The following is a 21,162-nucleotide window of genomic DNA, read 5'->3' on the forward strand; positions in this document are numbered from 1 at the left end:
CTTAGTCGAGGGTGGCGCCGAGGCGGGTCATCAGCGGCACGAAATCGGGGAAGGACGTCGTGATCGGTTCGGCGTCGTCGATGGTCACCGGGTTTTCGGTGGCAAGGCCCAGGATCAGGAAGGACATCGCGATGCGATGGTCCAGATGGGTCACGGCCTGGCCGCCGCCGGGCACGCGCGTCATGCCGTGGACGGTCATGCTGTCGGGGGTCTCCTCCACCGTGACGCCGTTCGCCTCGAGGCCGCGGGCCATGGCGTCGATGCGGTCGCTTTCCTTGACGCGCAGTTCGGACACGCCGTTCATCACCGTCGCGCCGTCGGCGAAGCTGGCGATGACCGACAGGATCGGGAATTCGTCGATCATGCGGGAGGCGCGGTCTGCGGGGACGGTCACACCCTTCAGCGCGCTGTGGCGGACGCGCAGGTCGGCCACGGGCTCGCCCCCCTCCTCGCGGGGGTTTTCAAAGGTGATGTCGGCGCCCATCTCCAGCAGCGTGACGTAAAGGCCGTCGCGGGTCGGGTTGCGGCTGACGCCCGGCACGCGGATGTCCGAGCCGGGCACGATCAGCGCCGCCGCCACCGGAAAGGCCGCGCTGGACGGGTCGCGCGGCACGGCCACCGGCTGCGGGCGCAGCTCGGGGCGGCCGGTCAGCGTGATCTTGTGGCCCTCGGGGACGGTCTCGGTGCGGATCTGCGCGCCAAAACCCGCCAGCATGCGTTCGGAATGATCGCGCGTGGGTTCAGGCTCGATCACCACCGTGTCGCCCGGCGCGTTCAGCCCCGCCAGCAGGATCGCGGACTTGATCTGGGCGCTGGCCACGGGGCTGCGATAGGTGACGGGGACCGGATCGGTAGCGCCTTCTATGGTGATGGGCAGGCGGCCGCCGTCGCGCGTGGTGATGCGGGCGCCGAACTGGGACAGCGGGTCAGTCACGCGGGCCATCGGACGGCGCGACAGGCTGGCATCCCCGGTGAAGGTCGCGGTGATCGGCGTCGTGGCCATCGCGCCCATGATCAGCCGCACGCCGGTGCCAGAATTGCCGCAGTCGATCACGCCCTCGGGGCTGCGAAAGCCGCCGACGCCTACGCCATGCACCGACCATTCGCCGGGGCCGTGGCGGGTGACCTCGGCGCCGAAGGCCGCCATCGCCTTGGCGGTGTCCAGCACGTCCTGACCCTCCAGCAGTCCGGTGATGCGCGTCTCGCCCACGGCCATGGCGCCCAGGATCAGCGCGCGGTGGCTGATCGACTTGTCGCCCGGCACCAGCGCCTCGCCGGTCAGGGGGCCGGCACGGCGGGCGGTCATCGGGCGGGGATCGGTGGAATGCGACATGGCTGACCTCATGGTTTTGCGGGGTCTTTTAGCCCGCGCCGCCCGGGCCTGCCACCATCATCTTGAGGCTGGGCGCGCCACGCCCTAGAAGGGAGCCTTCACGGATGGAGAACCCGATGCAGGAACTGGACCGGCTGCGCGCCCTGGCCGACCCCGAACGCGCCGCCCGCGCCAGCGCCCGCCACAAGAGCGGCCGCGAGACTCTGGGCGTCACCCCCGCCCAGATCGAGGCGCTTGCCACGGAATGGCGCGGCGAACGCGACCTGGAGGCACGGATCGCGCTGGCGGAGGCGCTGTGGGACAGCGACGTCCACGAGGCGCGCCTGGCCGCCGCCCGGCTGCTGGTGCAGGCGCGGATGCAGCCCGATGACGGAGCCTGGGCCGCGATCCTGGACTGGGCGCCCCAGATCGACGGCGCCGAGATCGCCGATGCGGTGATGTCGGCCGCCGCGCGCCGTCTGGTGGCGGACCCCGCACGTCTGGATCAGATCGTGCCTTGGGCGCGCAGCCGGAACCCCTGGCTGCGGCGCGGGCTGCTGATGGCGACGCTGCCCTGGGCCAAGATGAACAACCCCAAACCGGGCGATCTGGAGATTCGCGAGGCGGTTCTGGCGCTGATGCTGCGCCTGGCCTCGGATCGGCACGGCGCGGTGCGTCAGGCGGCCGAGACCTGGCTGCGCGATCTGGCCAAGCGCGACCCCGCGCGGGTCGCCGCCTGGCACGAGGCGCATGACGCAATGGCTGCGGTCGAGGCCGAGCTGCCTGACGAAGACGCGATCGACGACATCCCTCAGGGCGCATCCGAGGCGACCTCACCCCAGGATCAGCCCCCCGCCGACCTGCCCCCCGAAGGCGATCAGGAGCGGTAGACCTCCAGCGTCGGCAGGTCGGTCAGAGGCACGCCCAACAGCTGCAGCGCGGGCAGTGAGACTTGGCTGCCCGTGCCGCTGCCGGTCAGGGGAATCAGCTCGACCTGAGCCGATTTGCCGGTGGCCGGGTTGACGATGCGTCCCTGCGCGCGCGCCTGGACCAGCGGCGTCTTGATCCAGAACCCGCCCTCGGACGGATTGCCAAGCGATCCGACCGTGGTGCCAAGCCGTGTCTCGGCGCTGGCCGGGGCCTGGGCTGCGGCGGCGCGCTGCTGCGGCGTGGTGGTGTCCAACTGGGCGGGCGTCGCGCGGGCGGCCGGGCGGGGTGCGGGCGCGCGGGTCACGGCGGCGGCTGCGGTCGCGGCGGCCGTCTGCTCTGCGGTGGCGGCGGGGGTTGCGGGCCGTTCGGTCGTGGCGGCCATCTGGGTGCAGCCAGCCAGGGCCAGCCCGGTACCCAGGAAGGCGGCAAGGGGGATCAGACGCATCGGGAGGTCTCCGTTCTTCGTATCAGCGACAGCTTACATGCCCCGCGCCCGAGGTCCACAGACGCCCGCGTGAATGCCCCGCTTGTGAGCGGCCCCCCGCGCCCCTAGATTGAGGCGATGGACATGCACCCTCCCCTGATCGACCCGTTCGCCCGCCCCATCACCTATCTGCGGGTGTCGGTCACCGACCGCTGCGATTTCCGCTGCGTCTATTGCATGGCCGAGCACATGCAGTTCCTGCCCAAGGCCGACCTGCTGACCCTGGAGGAGCTGGACCGCCTGTCCACCGCCTTCATCGGCCTGGGCGTGCGCAAGCTGCGCATCACCGGGGGCGAGCCGCTGGTCCGTCGTGGCATCATGGGGTTCCTGCGCCAGGTCTCGCGCCATCTGGGGGCGGGCCTGGATGAGCTGACCCTGACCACCAATGGCAGCCAGCTGGCCCGCCACGCGGCGGAACTGGCCGATATCGGCGTGCGGCGCGTCAATGTCTCGCTGGACACGCTGGATGCGGACAAGTTCGCGGCGATCACCCGATGGGGCCGCCTGCCCCAGGTGCTGGAGGGCATCCGCGCCGCCACCGACGCGGGCCTGCGCGTCAAGATCAACGCCGTCGCGCTCAAGGGCGTGAACGACAGCGAGCTGTTCCAGATGGTGCAATGGTGCGGGGACCAGGGCCACGACCTGACCTTCATCGAGGTCATGCCGATGGGCGAGATGGGTGAGGAAAACCGCCTGGACCAGTACTGGCCGCTCTCGGACCTGCGCGCGCGGCTGGCCGAACGCTATACGCTGATCGACCTGGCCGAACGCACCGGCGGCCCCGCCCGCTATGTGCAGCTGGCCCAGACCGGGCAAAAAATCGGCTTCATCACGCCGCTGACCCACAACTTCTGCGAAAGCTGCAACCGCGTCCGCGTCACCTGCACCGGAGAGCTGTTCATGTGCCTGGGCCAGGAGGATAACGCCGACCTGCGCGCGCCCCTTCGCGCCAGCCCCGACGACGCGACGCTGCGCGAGACGATCCGCGCCGCCATCGCGCGCAAGCCCAAGGGCCACGATTTCGACTATTCCCGCCAGGCCGTCGCAGGCCAGATGACCCGCCACATGAGCCATACCGGCGGCTGACCGCGCCGGGCGGGGGGTCCGGGGGGCGCGAGCGCCCCCGGCCGTCGCGGGACGCACCTACTCGGCGGCGGCTTCCGCAGCGCGCGCCTCGGCTTCCAGAACCTGAGCGCGTTGCTCGACCAGTTCCACGATGTGATCGACCATCTGGTCGTTGGACAGCTTGTGGCTCTGCTTGCCTGCCATATAGACCATGCCGGACCCCGCGCCGCCGCCGGTGAAGCCCAGATCGGTCATCAGCGCCTCGCCCGGCCCGTTCACCACGCAGCCGATGATCGACAGCGACATCGGCGTCTTGATATGCTCCAGCCGCTGCTCCAACGCCTCGACGGTGCGGATCACGTCGAACCCCTGCCGCGCGCAGCTGGGACAGCTGATGATCTGCACGCCCCGCGTCCGCAGCCCAAGCGATTTCAGGATCTCGAAGCCGACCTTGACCTCCTGCACCGGATCGGCCGAAAGGCTGACGCGGATCGTGTCGCCGATGCCCATCCACAGCAGGTTGCCCAAGCCCACCGCCGACTTGACCGTCCCGCCGACAAAGCCACCCGCCTCGGTGATGCCCAGGTGGATCGGCGCATCGGTTGCCTCGGACAGCTGCTGATAGGCTGCCGCTGACAGGAACACGTCGCTGGCCTTCACGCTGATCTTGAACTCGTGGAAATCGTTGTCCTGCAGGATCTTGATGTGGTCCAGACCGCTCTCGACCATCGCGTCCGGGCAGGGCTCGCCGTATTTCTCCAGCAGATGCCGCTCCAGCGACCCGGCATTAACCCCGATGCGGATCGAACAACCGTGGTCCTTGGCCGCCTTGATGACCTCGCGCACGCGGCTCTCGTCGCCGATATTGCCGGGGTTGATGCGCAGGCAGGCGGCGCCCGCCTCGGCGGCCTCGATGGCGCGCTTGTAATGGAAATGGATGTCCGCCACGATCGGCACCGGGCTCTCGCGACAGATCTCGCGCAGCGCCCGCGTCGTCTCCTGATCGGGGGCGCTGATGCGGACGATATCGGCACCGGCCTCGGCGCAGGCGATCACCTGTTCCAGCGTGGCGCGCACGTCATGGCCGTTGGTGTTGGTCATGGTCTGCACGCTGATGGGCGCGTCGCCGCCGACGGGAACGTTACCCACCATGATCTGGCGCGACTTGCGGCGCTCGATGTTGCGCCAGGGACGGATCGGGTTCAGCGACATGGACAGCCTCCGGGGGTTCGCCCCTCAGATAAGCCATCACAGGCCCCGCGACAACCGCCCCTCAGCGCGCCAGCGCCGTCAGGACCGTCCCCAGGCAGGAACGCGGCAGCATGACCAGCATCGGCCCCTCCATCCGCAGGCTGACCAGCCCGGTGGCGCGGTTCGACGTGCCGACCCGCCCCCCCGGCGCAAACAGGATGCCGTCGATGGGCCATTCCAGCCCCTGGCTGGTGCCGCGCGCCGGCCCCATCGGATACAGCGAGACCCGCGTTCCCGGCATCAACGGCAGCGTCAGGCGCGGCGGGCAGACCATCACCACGTCATCGGGCGCCAGCATGACCACCCGCGGCAGGCCCGGTGCGACCATCACGGTCAGGGCCGCCAGCGTATGATCCAGCCGCAACCCGGCGAACCCGACCGCCACGACCAGTGGTGCGTCGATCCGCCTCAGGCATTTCGCGAAATCGGTGCTGTCCTGCTCGGACACTTCCAGCACCCGCTCCGCCGGGATCAGCCGCCGCGAGGGGGCCGAGATGCTATCCAGATCGCCGATCACCCAATCGGGCGGCTGCCCCAGGGACAGCGCCCGGTCCGCCCCGCCATCGGCCGCGACCAGCACCGGCGCCACCGCCAGCGCCTGATCCAGGTCGTCAGTCGTCACCGCGCCACCGCCGATCACGGTGACGCCTTTGTCGTGGCGGATGGTGCGGTCGGGCATCAGCCCTTGCCGACGCCCCGAAAGACCCGCTTGAACGGCAAGGTCCACAGGATGCCCAGGACGATATAGATCAGCAGCTCGACCCAGATCGGCTGGCGCCCGAAGCGTCCGTCCAGCCAGTTCATCAGCGAGACCGCGACAATGACGTAAAGGGGCATCAGGACGACCAGAATCAGGATCGACAGCCTCTTGCGGGTCTTCAGTTCCATGTCGCCAATGTCCTTCATCAAGAGGGCAAGACGCGGCCCAAGGGGGTCCGGGGGACAGGATGTCCCCCGGCACGTCGCGGGACGCGGGTCAGTCGGCAAAGGGGTCGGTCACCAGGATCGTGTCATCGCGTTCCGGGCTGGTGGACAGCATGGCGACCGGACACTGGATCAGCTCCTCGACGCGGCGCACATACTTGATCGCTGCTGCCGGCAGGTCGGCCCAGCTGCGCGCGCCGGCCGTCGATTCGTGCCAGCCATCCATTTCCTCATAGATCGGCGTGACCTTGGCCTGCAACGCGGCGGCGGTCGGCAGATAGTCGTATTTCACCCCGTCGATCTCGTAGCCGGTGCAGATCTTCAGCGTGTCGAACCCGTCCAGCACATCCAGCTTGGTCAGGGCGATGCCGTTGACGCCGCTGATCGCGCAGGTCTGGCGCACCAGAACCGCGTCGAACCAGCCGCAGCGCCGCTTGCGGCCTGTGACGGTGCCGAACTCGTGGCCGCGCACTCCAAGGCGCTGGCCGTCCGCGTCGTCCAGCTCGGTCGGGAACGGGCCTTCGCCGACGCGGGTGGTATAGGCCTTGACGATGCCCAGCACGAAACCGATCGCGCCCGGCCCCATCCCGGTGCCGCTGGCCGCGGCCCCCGAGGTGGTCGTGGACGAGGTCACATAGGGGTAGGTGCCGAAATCGATGTCCAGCAGCGATCCCTGCGCGCCCTCGAACAGGATGCGCTTTCCGGCCTTGCGGGCGTCGCCCATGATCTTCCAGACGGGCTGGGCATAGGGCAGCAGCTTGGGCGCGATCTCCATCAGGCGGGCCTTGAGATCGGCGCGGTCGATGGGCGTGGCGCCCAGGCCTGCGCGCAGCGCGTCGTGATGGGCCAGCAGGCGGTCCAGGCGCGCGTCCAGGGTTTCTTCGTCGCCCAGATCGGCCACGCGGATCGACCGGCGTCCGACCTTGTCTTCATAGGCCGGGCCGATGCCGCGACCGGTGGTGCCGATCTTGGCCTTGCCGGCGGCTTCCTCGCGCAGCTTGTCCAGGTCCTGGTGCAGCGGCAGGATCAGCGGCGTGTTCTCGGCGATCATCAGGTTCGCGGTCGAGATGGCGACCCCCTGCCCGGCCAGCTTGTCGATTTCCGAGAACAGCGACCACGGGTCCAGGACCACGCCATTGCCGATCACGGCCAGCTTGTCCTCGCGCACGATCCCCGAGGGCAGCAGCGACAGCTTGAACACCTTGCCGTCGATGACCAGCGTGTGGCCGGCATTGTGACCGCCCTGAAAGCGCGCGATGACGTCGGCGCGTTCCGACAGCCAGTCGACGATCTTGCCCTTGCCTTCGTCGCCCCACTGGGCTCCGACAACCACAACATTGGCCATGAGCGATCCTTTTCGTTGTCCGAAACTCTTTTCGCCCCGGCATTAGCGCATCGCGGGGGGCGGGGAAAGCCGCTTTGTCAGGACCTTGCCGGGGGCGGTGGCCGGGGGCGCTTCGCCCCCCGGACCCCCAGAGGATATTTCTAGTGAAGAAGAGTATTAAGAAGACAGCCTTGTCACCAGTGGGGCGGGCGCTGGTCTGCCAGGGCGATGCTGCCGGGGGCGTCGGCCTGGCGTTCGGCCTCGGCCTGGGTCAGGCGGTCGACGCGGGCGGTCAGGCGGCTCAGGTCGCGGTCCTGGCGGGCGATGACCTCGGACAGGTCCTCGGTCAGGCGGGTCAGATGGGCCAGCGCCTCCTCCAGCTGATGCAGGCGGTTTTCCTGATCCTTGTCCATGTCGTCACCTTCCGTTAGAGCGGCGCCTGAAGATGGGCCCGAAAAGGCGACTGATACCATGGCAAAAGACAAGAAGCAGCCCCGTCCCAAGGCCGAGACGCCCAAGGGATTCCGCGATTATTTCGGCGCCGACGTGACCGAACGGCGCGACATGCTGGACCGCATCGCCGCGGTTTATCACCGCCATGGTTTTGATCCGCTGGAGACCAGCGCCGTCGAGACGGTCGAGGCCTTGGGCAAGTTCCTGCCCGATGTGGACCGCCCCAATGCCGGCGTCTTTGCCTGGCAGGAGGAGGCGGTCCCGGGTGGCGGCACCGCGGGCGACTGGCTGGCGCTGCGCTATGATCTGACCGCGCCCTTGGCGCGAGTGGCGGCGCAGTATCGCAACGACCTGCCCAGCCCCTATCGGCGCTATGCGATGGGGCCGGTCTGGCGCAACGAAAAGCCGGGTCCGGGGCGGTTCCGGCAGTTCTATCAATGCGATGCAGATACGGTGGGGTCGGCCTCGGTCGCGGCGGATGCCGAGATCTGCGGCATGCTGGCCGATGCGCTGGAGGCGGTGGGCATCGCGCGCGGCGACTATCTGGTGCGGATCAACAACCGCAAGGTGCTGAACGGCGTGCTGGAGGCGGCGGAGGTCCGCGAGGATCAGGCCGAGGATGTACTGCGCCAGATCGACAAGTTCGACAAGGTCGGCCGCGACGGTGTGCTGTCCCTGCTGACCACGGGCCGCCTGGACGACAGCGGCGCGCGGATCGAGGGCGTGGGGCTGACGCCCGCGCAGGCCGAGCCGGTGCTGGCCTTCCTGACCTCCAAGGGCGCGGATAATGCCGCGACCCTGGACAATCTGGCGGCGGCGGTCGGCGGATCGGTCGTGGGCGCCGAGGGCGTGGACGAGTTGCGCCAGATCGCCGCCATGCTGTATGCGATGGGCGTGGCCGAGGATCGCGCCGTCATTGACCCGGCGGTCGTGCGGGGTCTGGGCTATTACACCGGGCCGGTCTTCGAAGCCGAGCTGAGCTTCGAGATCCTGGACGACAAGGGTCGCAAGCGGCAGTTCGGATCGGTGGCGGGCGGCGGGCGCTATGACGGGCTGGTCGAGCGGTTCACGGGCCAGAAGGTCCCGGCAACGGGCGTCAGCATCGGCGCGGACCGCCTGCTGGCCGCGCTGCGGGCCAAGGGGCTGGTCGGGGCCGAGGCGCAGGGACCGGTAGTCGTGACCGTCATGGACCGCGACCGGATGGCGGATTATCAAGCGATGGCCGCCGATCTGCGCGCCGCGGGCATCCGGGCCGAGGTCTATCTGGGCAACCCCAAGAATTTCGGCAACCAGCTGAAATACGCGGACAGACGCGGCGCGCCCGTGGCGATCATCCAGGGCACCGACGAGGCCGCGCGCGGCGTAGTGCAGGTCAAGGACCTGATCCTGGGCGCGAAGATCGCGGCGGAAGCCTCTGTCGAGGAATGGAAATCCCAGCCCGCCCAGACCGAGGTGGCGGTCGCCGATCTGGTGGCCGAAGTGCGGCGCATCCTGTCATGATCCCCAAGCAGGCCAAGCAGTCGGTGGGCCAGCGGTTCCTAGCCCGGTTCCGCGACGCGGGCGCCGAGGAGATCGCGCCCGACATCCTGCTGCCCGCGGGCGACCTGCTGGACCTGTACGGAGAGGATATCCGCGCCCGCGCCTATGTCACGCAGGACCCGATCCGCGGAGAGATGATGCTGCGCCCGGATTTCACCGTGCCGGTGGTGCGCGCGCATATGCAGAACGGGGCCGATCCGGCGCGCTATTGCTATCTGGGCGAGGTGTTTCGCAAGCAGGACATGGGCGACACCCGCCCCGCCGCGCCGCGCGACAACGAATACCTGCAATGCGGATTCGAGCTGTTCACCCGCGACCCGCAGGCCGATGCCGAGGTCTTTGCGCTGTTCCACGACGCGCTGGCGCCGCTGTCGCTGACGGCGCAGATCGGCGACATGGGGCTGCTGCTGGACGCGGTGCGCGGCCTGCCGCTGACGCAGGCGCGGGCGGCGGCGCTGATGCACCACATCTGGCGGCCGGGGCGGTTCGCGCGGCTGCTGGCGCGGTTTTCGACCCCCGCCGTGGCGCGCGATTTCCCGGATGCTGCCGCGCCTTGGGCCGGGATGCGGACCGAGGACGAGATGATCCGCCGCATCGCCCGCCTGCAATCGGACGCCGCCGTCCCGCCCCTGTCCCCGGTCTGGACCGAGCGGCTGGACCGGCTGTTCACCCTGCGCGCGCCCGCGCCCGACGCGCTGGCCGCGTTGACGGATCTGGCCCGCGACATGCCGGCCATCGCGCCCGCTGTCACGCGCATCCGCGCGCGGTTGGACGCCATCGCGGCGCGCGGGATAGACCTGTCGGCGGTGATCTTCGATGCCAGCCACGGGCGCACGACGCTTGAATATTACGACGGCTTCACCTTCAGCTTTGTGGCGGATCGGGCGGGCTGGCCTCCGGTCGCGTCGGGGGGGCGCTATGACGCGCTGACCCGCGTGCTGGGGCGCGGGCGCGAGATCCCGGCTGTGGGCGGCATCATCCGCCCCGGCCTGGTGGCCGAACTGGAGGCGCAGGCATGATCAGGCTGGGCGTGCCGTCCAAGGGGCGGCTGATGGAGCAGACCTTCGACTGGTTCGCGGATCGCGGCGTGCGCCTGTCGCGGGCCGGATCGGACCGCGAATATGCGGGCCGGGTCGAGGGGGTGGACGGCGTGTCGCTGGTCCTGCTGTCAGCCGGAGAGATCCCGCGAGAGCTGGCCGCGGGCCGGATCGAGCTGGGCGTGACCGGCACCGATCTGGTGCGCGAAAAGCTGGCCGGCTGGTCGTCCGACCTGGTCGAGCTGGCGCCGATGGGGTTCGGTCATGCCGACCTGATCCTGGCCGTGCCGGACTGCTGGCGCGATTGCGCGACCCTGGACGATTTCGCGGCCATCGCCCGCGATTTCCGGGCCGAACATGGGTTCCGCCTGCGCATCGCTACGAAGTATCACCGGCTGGTGCGGGCCTGGCTGGCCACCCATGAGGTCGCGGATTACCAGCTGGTCGACAGCCAGGGCGCGACCGAGGGCACGGTCGCCAACCTGACCGCCGAGGCCATCGCCGACATCACCTCGTCGGGCGAGACGCTGCGCGCCAACAACCTGCGCATCCTGGACGAGGCGCCGATCCTGCGCTCTCAGGCCACCCTGTTCGCGAACCGGGCGGCAATGGGACCGGCGATGGCGGCGCTGACGGCGCGGCTTGGGCTTCACGGGGGCGGGTGATCGTCCCACCGGTCGGACAGGATGCGTTCGCCGTCGCCCTTGGGGTCCTCGAACTGGCGGTTGCGCAGCGCCCAGACAAAGGCTGTCAGCCCCGCCGCGCCAAGCCCTAGGGACACCGGGATCAGGATGGCCAGAATCTCCATCAGCGGGCCTTTCCCGACAGGCGCAACGCGTTCAGCGTCACGGTGATCGAACTGACCGACATCGCCAGCGCGGCCAACAGCGGCGTGGCCATGCCCAGGATCGCAAAGGGCACCGCGATCACGTTATAGCCGAACGAGATCGCGAAATTCTCGCGGATGCGGCGGGTGGCCAGGCGCGCGATCACCAGCGCCTCGGCCATCAGGACCATGTCGCTGGCGACCCGCGCCGCGTCCAGCGCGCTGGCCGGTGACAGCGACACATGCGCCCGCGCCAGGGCCGCCGTGTCGTTCAGACCGTCGCCCACCATCAGCACCTTTGCCCCCGCATCGGCCAGGGCGGCGACCGCATCGGCCTTGCCCACCGGGTCGATGCCCGCATGCCATTCGCTGATGCCCAGGCCTGCGGCCAGCGCCGCCACCGGGGCCGCGCGGTCGCCCGACAGCAGGATCACCCGCCGACCGTCGGCCAGCAGCCGCGCCACGCAATCGGCGGCGCCGGGGCGCAGGCTGTCGGTGAAATCCAGCCGCAGGGGCGCCTGCCCCTCGACCGACAGCCAGCTGGACAGGGTGGCCGCGTCCTGATCATCAGCGACCCCCAGCCATTCCGCGCGCCCAAGCCGCAGGTCGCGCCCCTGCCAGCGGGCCGAGACGCCCCGGCCCGGATGCTCGGTCAGCGCCTCCAGCACCGCCGGGGGGGTGCCCTCCAGGGCTTGGGCCAGCGCGCGGGACAGCGGATGGGCGGACCCCTGGGCCAGCGCATGGGCCAGCGGGCGCAGGTCGGCGGGGATGGAATCGGGGTCCAGCAGGCGGGGCTGGCCCATGGTCAGGGTGCCGGTCTTGTCAAAGACGACGGTATCCACTTCGGCCAGACGCTCCAGCGCGGTGCCGTCCTTGATCAGCAGTCCACGCCGGAACAGCCGCCCCGAGGCTGAGGTCGCCACCGCGGGCACCGCCAGCCCAAGCGCGCAGGGGCAGGTGATGATCAGCACCGCCGCCGCGATGTTCACAGCCAGCCGCATGTCGCCCGTGGCCCACAGCCAGCCCAGAAAGCTGCCAAAGGCCAGCACATGCACCGCCGGCGAATAGCCCCGCGCCGCGCGTTCCGCGAGCGATGTATAGCGGCCGCGCGCATTCTCGGCCGCCTCGACCAGTGCGGTCAGCCGCGCCAGCGAACTGTCCTGACCCGCCGCCGTCACGCGCAGGACCAGGGGGCCGGTCAGGTTCACCTCTCCGGCCGACAGGGTCATGCCGGGGGCGGCCGCGACGGGCAGCGTCTCTCCGGTCAGCAGGGCGCGGTCGATCTCGCTCTGGCCCTCCAGCACGGTGCCGTCGGCGGGAATGCGCCCGCCGGGACGCACGCGGATCAGATCGCCGGGGCGCAGGTCGGCCACGGGGACGGTGCGTTCGACCGCCCCCGACAGCAGCGTGGCGCGCGGGACCTCCAGCGCGGTCAGCTCGGCCGCGGCGCTGCGGGCGATGGCGCGGGTGCGGTGGTCCAGATAGCGCCCGACCAGCAGAAAGAAACACAGCATCACCGCCGCGTCGAAATAGGCGTGATGGCCGGACTGGGCGGTCTCGAACACGCTGATCGCGCTGGCCAGGATCAGCGCCAGAGAGATCGGCACGTCCATCCCCAGCCTGCCCGCCTTGAGCGACCGCCACGCGCTGGCAAAGAACGGCTGGCCCGCAAAGACCACCGTGGGCAGGGCGATGGCGCCGCTGATCCAGTGGAACAGGTCGCGGGTCGCGGCCTCGGCCCCGGACCAGACGGCGACCGACAGGATCATGATGTTCATCATCGCGAATCCCGACACGCCGATGCGCATCAGCAGGTCGCGCCCGGCCCGGTCGCCCGCCGATTGGGCCAGCGCGTCGGGGTCCAGCTCATGCGCCTGATGGCCCGCGCGGGTCAGCACGGGCACCAGGTCGGCGGCGGTCAGGCCGGGCGCGTTCACCGTCACCCGGCGCAGCGTCAGGTTCACGCGGGCCGCGCGCACGCCGGGATGGGCCATCAGCGCGCCCTCGATCTGGGTGATGCACAGGGCGCAATGCGCGTCGGGCAGCGACAGGATCAGGCGGTTGGGGGCCAGGGCCTCGGCCCGGTCGGCCAGGCGCTGCGCCAGGGGGGCTGCGTCGCAGGCGGGGCAGCCGCCAAGGCGCGGGGCATAGGATGCGTCGGACATCAGGGCCTCACATGCAAAGGCAGGCGCAGGCGATAGGGGGTGCCGTCATGGGCCTCGGCGATCAGGTCGGCGTTCCAGTTGCCGGGCGCCAGATCGACGCGCGCGGTCCAGCGGCCCGGCCCCTCGGGGTTCAGGCGCGGCTGCTGGTCCGAGGCCTGGTGCGTGGGCCGGCGCAGCATCAGCTGCAGCGTGCGGGGTGCGACGCCCTGCCCCGTGGCGTCGGTCAGATGCAGCGCCAGGCGCCCCTCGACCAGGGTCAGGTCGGCCTGCCAGCCCAGCTGCTGCTGGGCCGCACGGTCGGCCTGGAAATGCTGCGAGGCGACATAGGGGCTGGCCGTCTCGACCCCCGGAAAGCTGCTGATCGCGTTGGCGGCCATCACCAGATTGACCCCGATGATGGTACCAAAGGCCGCAATCGTGATGGCCAGGACATGGCCACCGGTCAGTTCGCGTTTCATCGTGCATCCCTTCCGTGAAAGACGGTCCTGATCCGCGCGGCGGCGGGCCCGTCCAGGTCGCGGGCGGTCAGGGTGACAGGTTCGGACCCGGCGCTGGCCAGCGGGCTGCGGGGGTCGGCGGACAGATAGACGCGCCGCGTCAGGGTCTGGTCGGGCGGCACGGTGATGTGGCCCGCCGGTTCGCCTTCGATGGCGATGGACAGGGGCGCCCCGGATTCGATGCCCAGTTGATAGGTGACGTCGTGATGCTGCTTGTTGCGCAGGCGCAGCTCATAGGCGTTGCGGATGGTGCCGTCCGACAGCGTCACATACAGCGGATTGCGCACCGGCGTGACGTTCAGATCCACCTGCGACCGCAGCGCCAGGCCCACGACCAGCAGCACCCCGATGCCCGACCACAGCACCGTATAGACCGCCATGCGCGGGCGCAGCAGAAGCCGCCAGACGCTGCGCACGGGCTGGCCCGCGCGCTCTGCCGTCTCATCCGACAGGGCCAGATAGCCGATCAGGCCGCGCGGTTTTCCGGTGCGGTCCATCATCGCGTCGCAGGCGTCAATGCAAAGCGCGCAGGTGATGCAGGCCAGCTGTTGTCCGTCGCGGATGTCGATGCCGGTCGGGCAGACGTTCACGCAGGCCATGCAGTCGATACAGTCGCCCGCCCCCGCGCCCTTGCCGCGCGGCTCTCCGCGCCAGTCGCGATAGGCGACGGTCAGCGTATCCTCGTCCATCATGGCGGCCTGGATGCGCGGCCAGGGGCAGGCATAGATGCAGATCTGTTCGCGGGCAAAGCCGCCAAAGACAAAGGTCGTCGCGGTCAGGATGGCGATGGTCGCCCAGGCCACCGGATGCGCCTGCCCCGTCAGCAGATCGCGCGCCAGCGTCGGCGCGTCGGTGAAATAGAACACCCAGGCCCCGCCCGTCGCCAGCGCGATCAGCAGCCAGGCGGTCCATTTGGTGATCCGCAGCCGCGCCTTGGACAGCGACCAGGGCGCGCGGTGCAGGCGGATGCGGGCGTTGCGGTCGCCCTCGATCCAGCGCTCGACCAAGATGAACAGGTCGGTCCAGACCGTCTGCGGGCAGGCATAGCCGCACCAGACCCGCCCCAGGGCCGAGGTGAACAGGAACAGCCCCAACCCCGCCATGACCAGAAGGCCCGCGACGAAATAGAATTCATGCGGCCAGATCTCGATCCAGAAAAAGAAGAACCGCCGGTTTGCCATGTCGACCAGCACCGCCTGATCGGGCATGGCCGGGCCGCGGTCCCACCGCAGCCAGGGCGTGACGTAATAGATCGCCAGCGAAACGGCCATCGCCGCCCATTTCAGGCGGCGGAAATGTCCACTGACGCGTTTGGGAAAGATCGGCTCGCGCGGGGCGTATAGGCTGGGGGTCTCCAGCGGCGTGGTCATGGCAGGCTCCTGTTTCGCCTGCCCGGTCTAGGGCGCGGGGGTGCGCCCCGCCTTGACCTGGATCAACCCCCCGCTAAAGCAGCACCGCGACCGAGATGGCGGCGATCAGCAGCCCCGCCCCCAGCTGCATCGCGCCTGGCAGCCAGCGGCCCAGCTGCGCCCAGGGGCCGGTCGCGGGGAACAGCGCGACGCTGCCCTGACGCGCCCAGACCGCCAGCCCCGCCACGCCCACGGTGACCAGCGCGGTGCCTAAGCCCATCGCCAGCGTGCCCAGCATGCCGATGCCGAAGATGCCCATGCGCCAGGTCAGGATCAGCAGGAACAGCGCCCCCGTGCAGGGCCGCGCGGCGATGCCCGCCACGACCAGCAGCCCGTCGCGCAGGGACCGGGTCTGGGCGACCTGCTGGGGCGTGGGACCATGCGCGTGCCCGCACCCGCAGCCGTCGTGATGGTGGTGGTCGTGGTGATGGCGCGCGGCCTCGGACCGCAGCATGCGGGCGCCGCGCAGGGCCAGCCACAGGCCGACCAGCGCGATCATCACCGTGCTGATCTGCGCCATCGCGACCTCGGATAGCTCGGTCAGGGCCTCGCGGCCCAGGTCGAGGATGGTGATGCCACCCCAGACCAGCGCGACCGCCGTGCCCGCCTGCGCCACCGATGCTGCCACCGACAGGCCCGCCAGCCGCGCAAAGGGCACCTGCGCGCCGAAACCATAGGTGCCGATGATCACCTTGCCATGCCCCGGGCCCACCGCATGGGCCACGCCATAGGCAAAGCACAGCCCCAGCAGCGAGGCGACCGCCCCCGGTTCTCCGGCGCGCAGCGCGCGCAGGGCGCCGGCCATCAGGTTCTGGGCGTTGCGCTGTTGCTGGGTCGCCCAATATTCGATCCCGGCCAGGCCGCCGCCCAGCCACAGCGCCACCAGCAACAGCCCCACGACCAACCCGACCAGCGCCACGACGCGCGACAGGGCCGCACTCATGCGTCCGGCCCGCAGCGGACGCGGATCTCGTCCGAACCGACCGATCCGATATCGACCACCAGCATCTCCTGTTCGGGGCTTGTCTCGGCCCCCTCGCCCAGGGCCTCGGCCACGGCGCGGGCATAGGCATCGGCGGCCGCGAACGGATCGCCCATGCGCAGGTCGGCCACGCAGTCGGCGCCGGTGATGGCGGGCGGTTCGGGAATGCTGAACTGCACGTAATATTCGGGGTCATAGACCTGCACCAGCAGCGGCAGCGCCCCGTCCAGCGGGGTCTCAAGGTCACGCCAATGGCGCGAGACCAGCTGCCCGTCCTCATAGCGCGCGGTGAAGTCGCGCCCGTCGCGCAGGCCGATGCGCCGCCCTTCGACGCCCAGATACAGGCGGCCGTCAAAGCCCGGCTCCCACCCCGCGTCAAAGCCCTGCAGGGCGGCCTGTTCGTCGGGCGTCAGGATGCCGTCGCCATCGGGGTCCAGACCCAGATCCTCGATGATCAGCAGCGAATAGAACGCGTCATATCGCCATTCGACCGCCACCTGCGACAGGGCGCCCTGATCGTCATAGACCAGCTCCAGCCCTGCATCGATGAACAGATGCGGATGGGCCAACGCGCCCGCGGGCGGCAGGATCATCAGGGCGGCAAGGCAGGATCGCAGGAACATCGGTCAGGCACCTTGGCAAGGACGGCGCTTCCAGTTACCCGCGTTGCGCCCGGCGTGCAAATCACCCCTTTGCCAGCCGGGCCGTGACCGCAGACCTGCAACCCCGGCGCCCCGTGCTGCGTGTCTGTCCCCGTCAAGCGCAAGGAGAGACCGCATGAGACGACTGGCCTATACCCTGATGGGGCTTGCCGTGACGGGGCTGATGCTGGCTGGCTGCGGGCGTGTGGTCGATGCCCGCGCCTCGGCCCGCGAGGCCGCGTTCGAGGCCGAGTTTCCCCCCACGGGCCAGCTGATCGACGTGCAGGGCACCACCGTCCATGTGGACATCCGGGGCAGCGGTCCCGACCTGATCCTGCTGCACGGGGCCAGCGGCAGCAGCCGCGACTTCACCTTTGCGATGGCCGACCGGCTGGCCGAGCGCTATCGCGTGCTGGCCTTTGACCGCCCCGGCCTGGGCTGGACCGAGGATATCGGCGCGCAGACGCCGAACCCCATCGCGCAGGCCGAACTGCTGCGCGCGGCGGCCGATCAGCTGGGCGTGCGCCGCCCCGTCGTGCTGGGCCACAGCTATGGCGGCGCGGTGGCGCTGGCCTGGGGGCTGCGCGCGCCGGGCGACACGGCGGCGCTGGTGATCGTGTCGGGCGCCACGATGCCCTGGCCCGGCACGCTGACCGGCTGGTATGCCTTTCTGGAGACGCCCTTCGGTGACCACGTGGGCCCGCCCTTGCTGACCGCGCTGGCGCCGGTGTCCCTGGGCAACCGGATCATGGCGGGCATTTTTGAACCGCAGGCGGTGCCGCAGGGCTATGCCGATTACATCGGCGTGGGGCTGGCCGCACGGCGCGGGAACTATCGCGCGAATGCGTCCCAGATCAACAGCTTGCGCGCCTATCTTCGGGTGATGTCGCCGCAATATCCGCACCTGACCATGCCGGTCGAGGTGATCCACGGCGCGCGCGATACCATCGTCCCCGCCAGCGTCCACGCCCTGCCCCTGTCGGACGCCCTGCCCGATGCGGCGCTGACCATCCTGCCCGATCAGGGCCACATGCCCCAGCATGGCGACCCGCAGGCGATCATCGACGCCGTGGACCGGGCGGCGGCCCGCGCGGGCCTGCGCTAGGGGGTTGCGGGGCGCGCGCCCGCGCCCCAAGGTGGCCGCCACACCAACCTTGGGGGCCATCATGCTGACCATCCACGGCGTCACCCGGTCGCGCGCGTCCCGCGTCATCTGGCTGTGCCACGAACTGGACCTGCCCTTCCGCCAGGTGCCCGTGATCCAGGCCTATCGGATCGGCAATGCCGACGCGCCCGACGCCTCGCCCAACACGCGCAGCCCCGATTTCCTGGCCCTGTCGCCCGCAGGCGCCATCCCGGTGATCGAGGATGAGGGGCTGGTTCTGTCCGAATCGCTGGCCATCACGCTGCACCTGGCGCGCAAGCATGGCGGCCCCGCAGGGCCCCAGGACTATGCCGAGGACGCGCTGATGACCCAGTGGTCGATCTATGGCGCGACCGCGATCGAGCCTGACGCGCTGACCATCCTGATGCTGCACAATCGCGGCACGCTGCAATCGGCGGAAGATGCGGGCATCGTGGCCGAGGCCGCCGAACGGCTGGTCCGCCCGCTGAAGGTGCTGGAGGATCATCTGGCAACCCATGCCTATCTGGTCGGCGGGCGCTTTACCGTGGCCGACCTGAACCTAGCCGAGATCGTGCGCTATGCCCAAGGCCACGGCCCGCTGATGGAGCCCTTTCCCGCGATCCGCGCCTGGCTGTCGGCCTGCCAGGACCGCCCGGCCTTCCAGGCGATGTGGGCCGCCCGCTTGGCCGAACCGGAATAGCGCAATCCTTGGGGGCGGTGCGCGCGGGGGACACAACCCCTTGCCGCGCGCCCCTGCCCCATGAGATAAGCGCCCCCGACCCAGATCAGTGAGCGACCCCATGGCCGACGACCTTCTTTCCGGCAATGCCGCCAGCGACGCCTATTCCGCCTCCTCGATCGAGGTGCTGGAGGGGCTGGAGCCCGTGCGCAAGCGCCCCGGCATGTATATCGGCGGCACGGACGAACGCGCGCTGCATCACCTGGTCGCGGAAATCCTGGACAACTCGATGGACGAGGCGGTCGCGGGCCACGCCACCCGCATCGAGGTCGAGCTGCTGGCCGATTTCAGCGTGGTCGTGCGCGACAACGGTCGTGGCATTCCCATCGACCCGCACCCCAAGTTCCCCGGCAAATCCGCGCTGGAGGTGATCCTGTGCACGCTGCATGCGGGGGGCAAGTTCTCGGGCGATACCTATCAGACCTCGGGCGGGTTGCATGGGGTGGGCGCGTCGGTCGTGAACGCCTTGTCAGACCTGATGGTCGTGCAGGTCGCCCGCAACAAGGAGCTGTTCGAACAGCGGTTCTCTCGCGGTATCCCGCAGGGCCCGGTGGCCAAGATCGGCGCCGCGCCGAACCGGCGCGGCACCACCGTGACCTTCCACGCCGATGAGGAGATCTTCGGTCATCACCGCTTCAAGCCCGCGCGGCTGATGAAGATGGTGAAATCCAAGGCCTATCTGTTCAGCGGCGTCGAGATCCGCTGGAAGACCGAGATCGACGACGGAGAGACCCCGCGCGAGGCCACGTTCCATTTCCCCGGCGGCTTGGCCGATTACCTGACCGAGACGCTGTCCGGCGCCAGCACCTATTCTGACCGCCCTTTTGCGGGCAGCATCGATTTCCAGGCCAAGTTCGGTGTGCCGGGCAAGGTGGACTGGGCGATCAACTGGACGCCTGCGCGCGACGGCTTCATCCAGTCCTATTGCAACACCGTCCCCACGCCTGAGGGCGGCACCCACGAGATGGGGTTCTGGGCCGCGATCCTGAAGGGCATCCGCACCTATGGCGAACGCGTCAGCAACAAGAAGGCCGCCCAGATCACCCGAGAGGACCTGATCATCGGCGGCTGCGCGCTGGTCAGCTGTTTCATCCGCGAGCCGGAATTCGTGGGTCAGACCAAGGACCGGCTGGCCACGACCGAGGCCGCGCGCCTGGTCGAGGGCGCGGTGCGCGACCATTTCGACACCTGGTTGGCGTCTGATACCAAATCCGCCGGCGCGATCCTGGATTTCCTGGTCCTGCGCGCCGAGGAACGCCTGCGTCGCCGCCAGGAGAAAGAGACCGCCCGCAAGACCGCCACGAAAAAGCTGCGCCTGCCCGGCAAGCTGGTCGATTGCAGCGCGACCAACCGCGACGGGACCGAACTGTTCATCGTCGAGGGCGATTCGGCCGGTGGGTCCGCCAAGATGGCCCGCGACCGCACCAACCAGGCGCTGCTGCCGCTGCGCGGCAAGATCCTGAACGTGCTGGGCGCCGCATCGGCCAAGATGGGCACCAACCAGGAGATCAACGACCTCTGCCAGGCGCTTGGCGTGGGCATGGGCTCCCGGTTCAACGTCGACGATCTGCGCTATGACAAGATCATCATCATGACCGATGCCGATGTGGACGGGGCGCATATCGCCTCTCTGCTGATGACGTTCTTTTTCACGCAGATGCGGCCGATGATCGACAAGGGGCACCTCTATCTGGCCTGCCCGCCGCTGTATCGCCTGACGCAGGGGGCGCATCGCCTCTATGTGTCCGACGATGCCGAAAAGGAACGGATGATGGAAAAGGGCCTGGGCGGGCGCGGCAAGATCGACGTCCAGCGATTCAAGGGTCTGGGCGAGATGGACGCCAAGGACCTCAAGGACACGACCATGAACCCCAACACGCGCAAGCTGATCCGCGTCAGCATCGACGACGATGAGGGCGGCGAGACCGGCGACCTGGTCGAGCGCCTGATGGGGAAGAAACCCGAATTGCGGTTCGAATACATCCAGGAGAACGCCCGCTTCGTCGAGGAACTGGACGTCTAAAGGGCGTTCCATCGTGCGATCGTGGAGGGTCACAGCCGTCACCTTTCCGAACCCCGCTCAAGGCCACGACCAGCCCGATCCCTTCAAACCGGAGACCAGCACCGTCCGGGTGCGCCCTCAGGCCACGCACGGGCACTGGGATCATCTCCGTTCGTGGGGAGCGGTCCGGATGAGAAGTGCCCGCAAACCCGAAACGTGACCACGGCTGCGATTTGACGTCCTTTGCTCTGTACGGGGACCGCAATCAGGACATAAGGAACCCCAGGTCCCGTGCTTCAGGCGTCAAGACGGCGTCTGGGCCTTCAAGCTAATTGCGCCTCTAGGTGGCCTCCCGGAGGACCTTGTTGCACATCTCAGTGATGGGGATTCACTGAGCGCGTCCTGAGGGTTAGGTCGAGGGCATGCCGAAGCCTTCCCCGATCCGCTACCGCACGA

At 69.4% G+C, this 21,162-nt stretch carries 21 protein-coding genes; 8 read left to right on the forward strand and 13 right to left on the reverse strand.

All coding sequences use genetic code 11. From position 1 onward, the window contains the following. Nucleotide 1 precedes the first annotated feature (1 nt). Nucleotides 2–1,333 (reverse strand): 3-phosphoshikimate 1-carboxyvinyltransferase, encoded by a 1,332-nt coding sequence (gene aroA / locus ABS73_RS11450; protein ID WP_277021002.1) that lies wholly within the window; start codon nucleotides 1,331–1,333, stop codon nucleotides 2–4. Nucleotides 1,334–1,437: 104 nt separating this feature from the next. Between aroA and ABS73_RS11455 the strand changes: the two genes are divergently transcribed. Continuing rightward, entirely contained in the window at nucleotides 1,438–2,202 is a 765-nt protein-coding gene (locus tag ABS73_RS11455) for a DNA alkylation repair protein (protein ID WP_277021003.1), read from the forward strand. Here ABS73_RS11455 and ABS73_RS11460 read toward each other — a convergent pair. After that, nucleotides 2,190–2,687, reverse strand: a complete 498-nt coding sequence (locus tag ABS73_RS11460) for a hypothetical protein (protein WP_277021005.1) — start codon at nucleotides 2,685–2,687, stop codon at nucleotides 2,190–2,192. The genes ABS73_RS11455 and ABS73_RS11460 overlap by 13 nt on opposite strands. Before the next feature lie 117 nt (nucleotides 2,688–2,804). On the opposite strand from ABS73_RS11460, the gene moaA reads away from it, so the two are divergent. Further along, on the forward strand, nucleotides 2,805–3,812 hold the full coding sequence (gene moaA, locus ABS73_RS11465) for a GTP 3',8-cyclase MoaA (RefSeq protein WP_277021007.1): 1,008 nt from the start codon (nucleotides 2,805–2,807) through the stop codon (nucleotides 3,810–3,812). 57 nt (nucleotides 3,813–3,869) lie between these two features. On the opposite strand, the gene ispG is transcribed toward moaA, so the two are convergent. From ispG to ABS73_RS11490, 5 genes are all read right to left on the reverse strand, one after another. Continuing rightward, a complete protein-coding gene (gene ispG / locus ABS73_RS11470; protein WP_277021010.1) occupies nucleotides 3,870–5,003 on the reverse strand; it encodes a flavodoxin-dependent (E)-4-hydroxy-3-methylbut-2-enyl-diphosphate synthase in 1,134 nt (377 codons plus the stop codon). A 61-nt stretch (nucleotides 5,004–5,064) separates the two neighbouring features. Then, the gene (locus ABS73_RS11475) at nucleotides 5,065–5,721 is read right to left on the reverse strand and encodes a thiamine diphosphokinase (protein WP_277021012.1); all 657 of its coding nucleotides are present in this window, start codon (nucleotides 5,719–5,721) and stop codon (nucleotides 5,065–5,067) included. After that, complete coding sequence (locus ABS73_RS11480; RefSeq protein ID WP_136857650.1) at nucleotides 5,721–5,930, reverse strand: DUF2842 domain-containing protein; 210 nt, start codon at nucleotides 5,928–5,930, stop codon at nucleotides 5,721–5,723. Before ABS73_RS11480 ends, ABS73_RS11475 begins: the two co-directional genes overlap by 1 nt. Nucleotides 5,931–6,018: 88 nt before the next feature. Continuing rightward, nucleotides 6,019–7,311 (reverse strand): adenylosuccinate synthase, encoded by a 1,293-nt coding sequence (locus tag ABS73_RS11485; RefSeq protein WP_277021015.1) that lies wholly within the window; start codon nucleotides 7,309–7,311, stop codon nucleotides 6,019–6,021. Between the two features lie 173 nt (nucleotides 7,312–7,484). Then, on the reverse strand, nucleotides 7,485–7,703 hold the full coding sequence (locus ABS73_RS11490) for a SlyX family protein (RefSeq protein ID WP_136857646.1): 219 nt from the start codon (nucleotides 7,701–7,703) through the stop codon (nucleotides 7,485–7,487). 58 nt (nucleotides 7,704–7,761) lie between these two features. On the opposite strand from ABS73_RS11490, the gene hisS reads away from it, so the two are divergent. From hisS to hisG, 3 genes are read left to right on the forward strand one after another with little or no spacing between them, the layout of a single operon-like run. Further along, complete coding sequence (gene hisS, locus ABS73_RS11495; protein WP_277021018.1) at nucleotides 7,762–9,243, forward strand: histidine--tRNA ligase; 1,482 nt, start codon at nucleotides 7,762–7,764, stop codon at nucleotides 9,241–9,243. Next, on the forward strand, nucleotides 9,243–10,301 hold the full coding sequence (locus tag ABS73_RS11500; RefSeq protein ID WP_423805175.1) for an ATP phosphoribosyltransferase regulatory subunit: 1,059 nt from the start codon (nucleotides 9,243–9,245) through the stop codon (nucleotides 10,299–10,301). Before hisS ends, ABS73_RS11500 begins: the two co-directional genes overlap by 1 nt. After that, nucleotides 10,298–10,984 carry an ATP phosphoribosyltransferase gene (hisG, locus tag ABS73_RS11505; RefSeq protein WP_277021021.1) on the forward strand — a complete coding sequence of 229 codons (687 nt, stop codon included), beginning with the start codon at nucleotides 10,298–10,300 and terminating at the stop codon, nucleotides 10,982–10,984. Before ABS73_RS11500 ends, hisG begins: the two co-directional genes overlap by 4 nt. Here the strand turns inward: hisG and ccoS are convergent. From ccoS to ABS73_RS11535, 6 genes are all read right to left on the reverse strand, one after another. Then, a complete protein-coding gene (gene ccoS / locus ABS73_RS11510) occupies nucleotides 10,969–11,127 on the reverse strand; it encodes a cbb3-type cytochrome oxidase assembly protein CcoS (RefSeq protein WP_277021023.1) in 159 nt (52 codons plus the stop codon). The two genes, hisG and ccoS, sit on opposite strands and share 16 nt — an antisense overlap. Beyond that, a complete protein-coding gene (locus ABS73_RS11515; RefSeq protein WP_286693459.1) occupies nucleotides 11,127–13,310 on the reverse strand; it encodes a heavy metal translocating P-type ATPase in 2,184 nt (727 codons plus the stop codon). The genes ccoS and ABS73_RS11515 overlap by 1 nt, the downstream gene beginning before the upstream one ends. Beyond that, nucleotides 13,310–13,768 carry a FixH family protein gene (locus ABS73_RS11520; RefSeq protein ID WP_277021027.1) on the reverse strand — a complete coding sequence of 153 codons (459 nt, stop codon included), beginning with the start codon at nucleotides 13,766–13,768 and terminating at the stop codon, nucleotides 13,310–13,312. Before ABS73_RS11520 ends, ABS73_RS11515 begins: the two co-directional genes overlap by 1 nt. Further along, nucleotides 13,765–15,177, reverse strand: coding sequence for a cytochrome c oxidase accessory protein CcoG (gene ccoG / locus ABS73_RS11525; protein WP_277021029.1), 1,413 nt, complete (start codon nucleotides 15,175–15,177; stop codon nucleotides 13,765–13,767). Before ccoG ends, ABS73_RS11520 begins: the two co-directional genes overlap by 4 nt. Nucleotides 15,178–15,250: 73 nt before the next feature. Then, a complete protein-coding gene (locus ABS73_RS11530) occupies nucleotides 15,251–16,159 on the reverse strand; it encodes a nickel/cobalt transporter (RefSeq protein WP_277021030.1) in 909 nt (302 codons plus the stop codon). Beyond that, a complete protein-coding gene (locus ABS73_RS11535) occupies nucleotides 16,156–16,821 on the reverse strand; it encodes a DUF1007 family protein (protein ID WP_277021032.1) in 666 nt (221 codons plus the stop codon). The genes ABS73_RS11530 and ABS73_RS11535 overlap by 4 nt, the downstream gene beginning before the upstream one ends. Before the next feature lie 154 nt (nucleotides 16,822–16,975). Between ABS73_RS11535 and ABS73_RS11540 the strand changes: the two genes are divergently transcribed. The 3 genes from ABS73_RS11540 (at nucleotide 16,976) to parE (ending at nucleotide 20,727) form a co-directional block, all read left to right on the forward strand. Continuing rightward, nucleotides 16,976–17,944 (forward strand): alpha/beta fold hydrolase, encoded by a 969-nt coding sequence (locus ABS73_RS11540; protein WP_277021033.1) that lies wholly within the window; start codon nucleotides 16,976–16,978, stop codon nucleotides 17,942–17,944. A gap of 61 nt (nucleotides 17,945–18,005) precedes the next feature. Further along, entirely contained in the window at nucleotides 18,006–18,665 is a 660-nt protein-coding gene (locus ABS73_RS11545) for a glutathione S-transferase family protein (RefSeq protein ID WP_277021035.1), read from the forward strand. A 100-nt stretch (nucleotides 18,666–18,765) separates the two neighbouring features. Further along, nucleotides 18,766–20,727 carry a DNA topoisomerase IV subunit B gene (gene parE / locus ABS73_RS11550; RefSeq protein WP_277021037.1) on the forward strand — a complete coding sequence of 654 codons (1,962 nt, stop codon included), beginning with the start codon at nucleotides 18,766–18,768 and terminating at the stop codon, nucleotides 20,725–20,727. Nucleotides 20,728–21,162: the final 435 nt, after the last annotated feature.

Origin of the sequence: Paracoccus sp. SCN 68-21 (assembly GCF_001724535.1) — a bacterium.
Taxonomy (GTDB): domain Bacteria; phylum Pseudomonadota; class Alphaproteobacteria; order Rhodobacterales; family Rhodobacteraceae; genus Paracoccus; species Paracoccus hibiscisoli.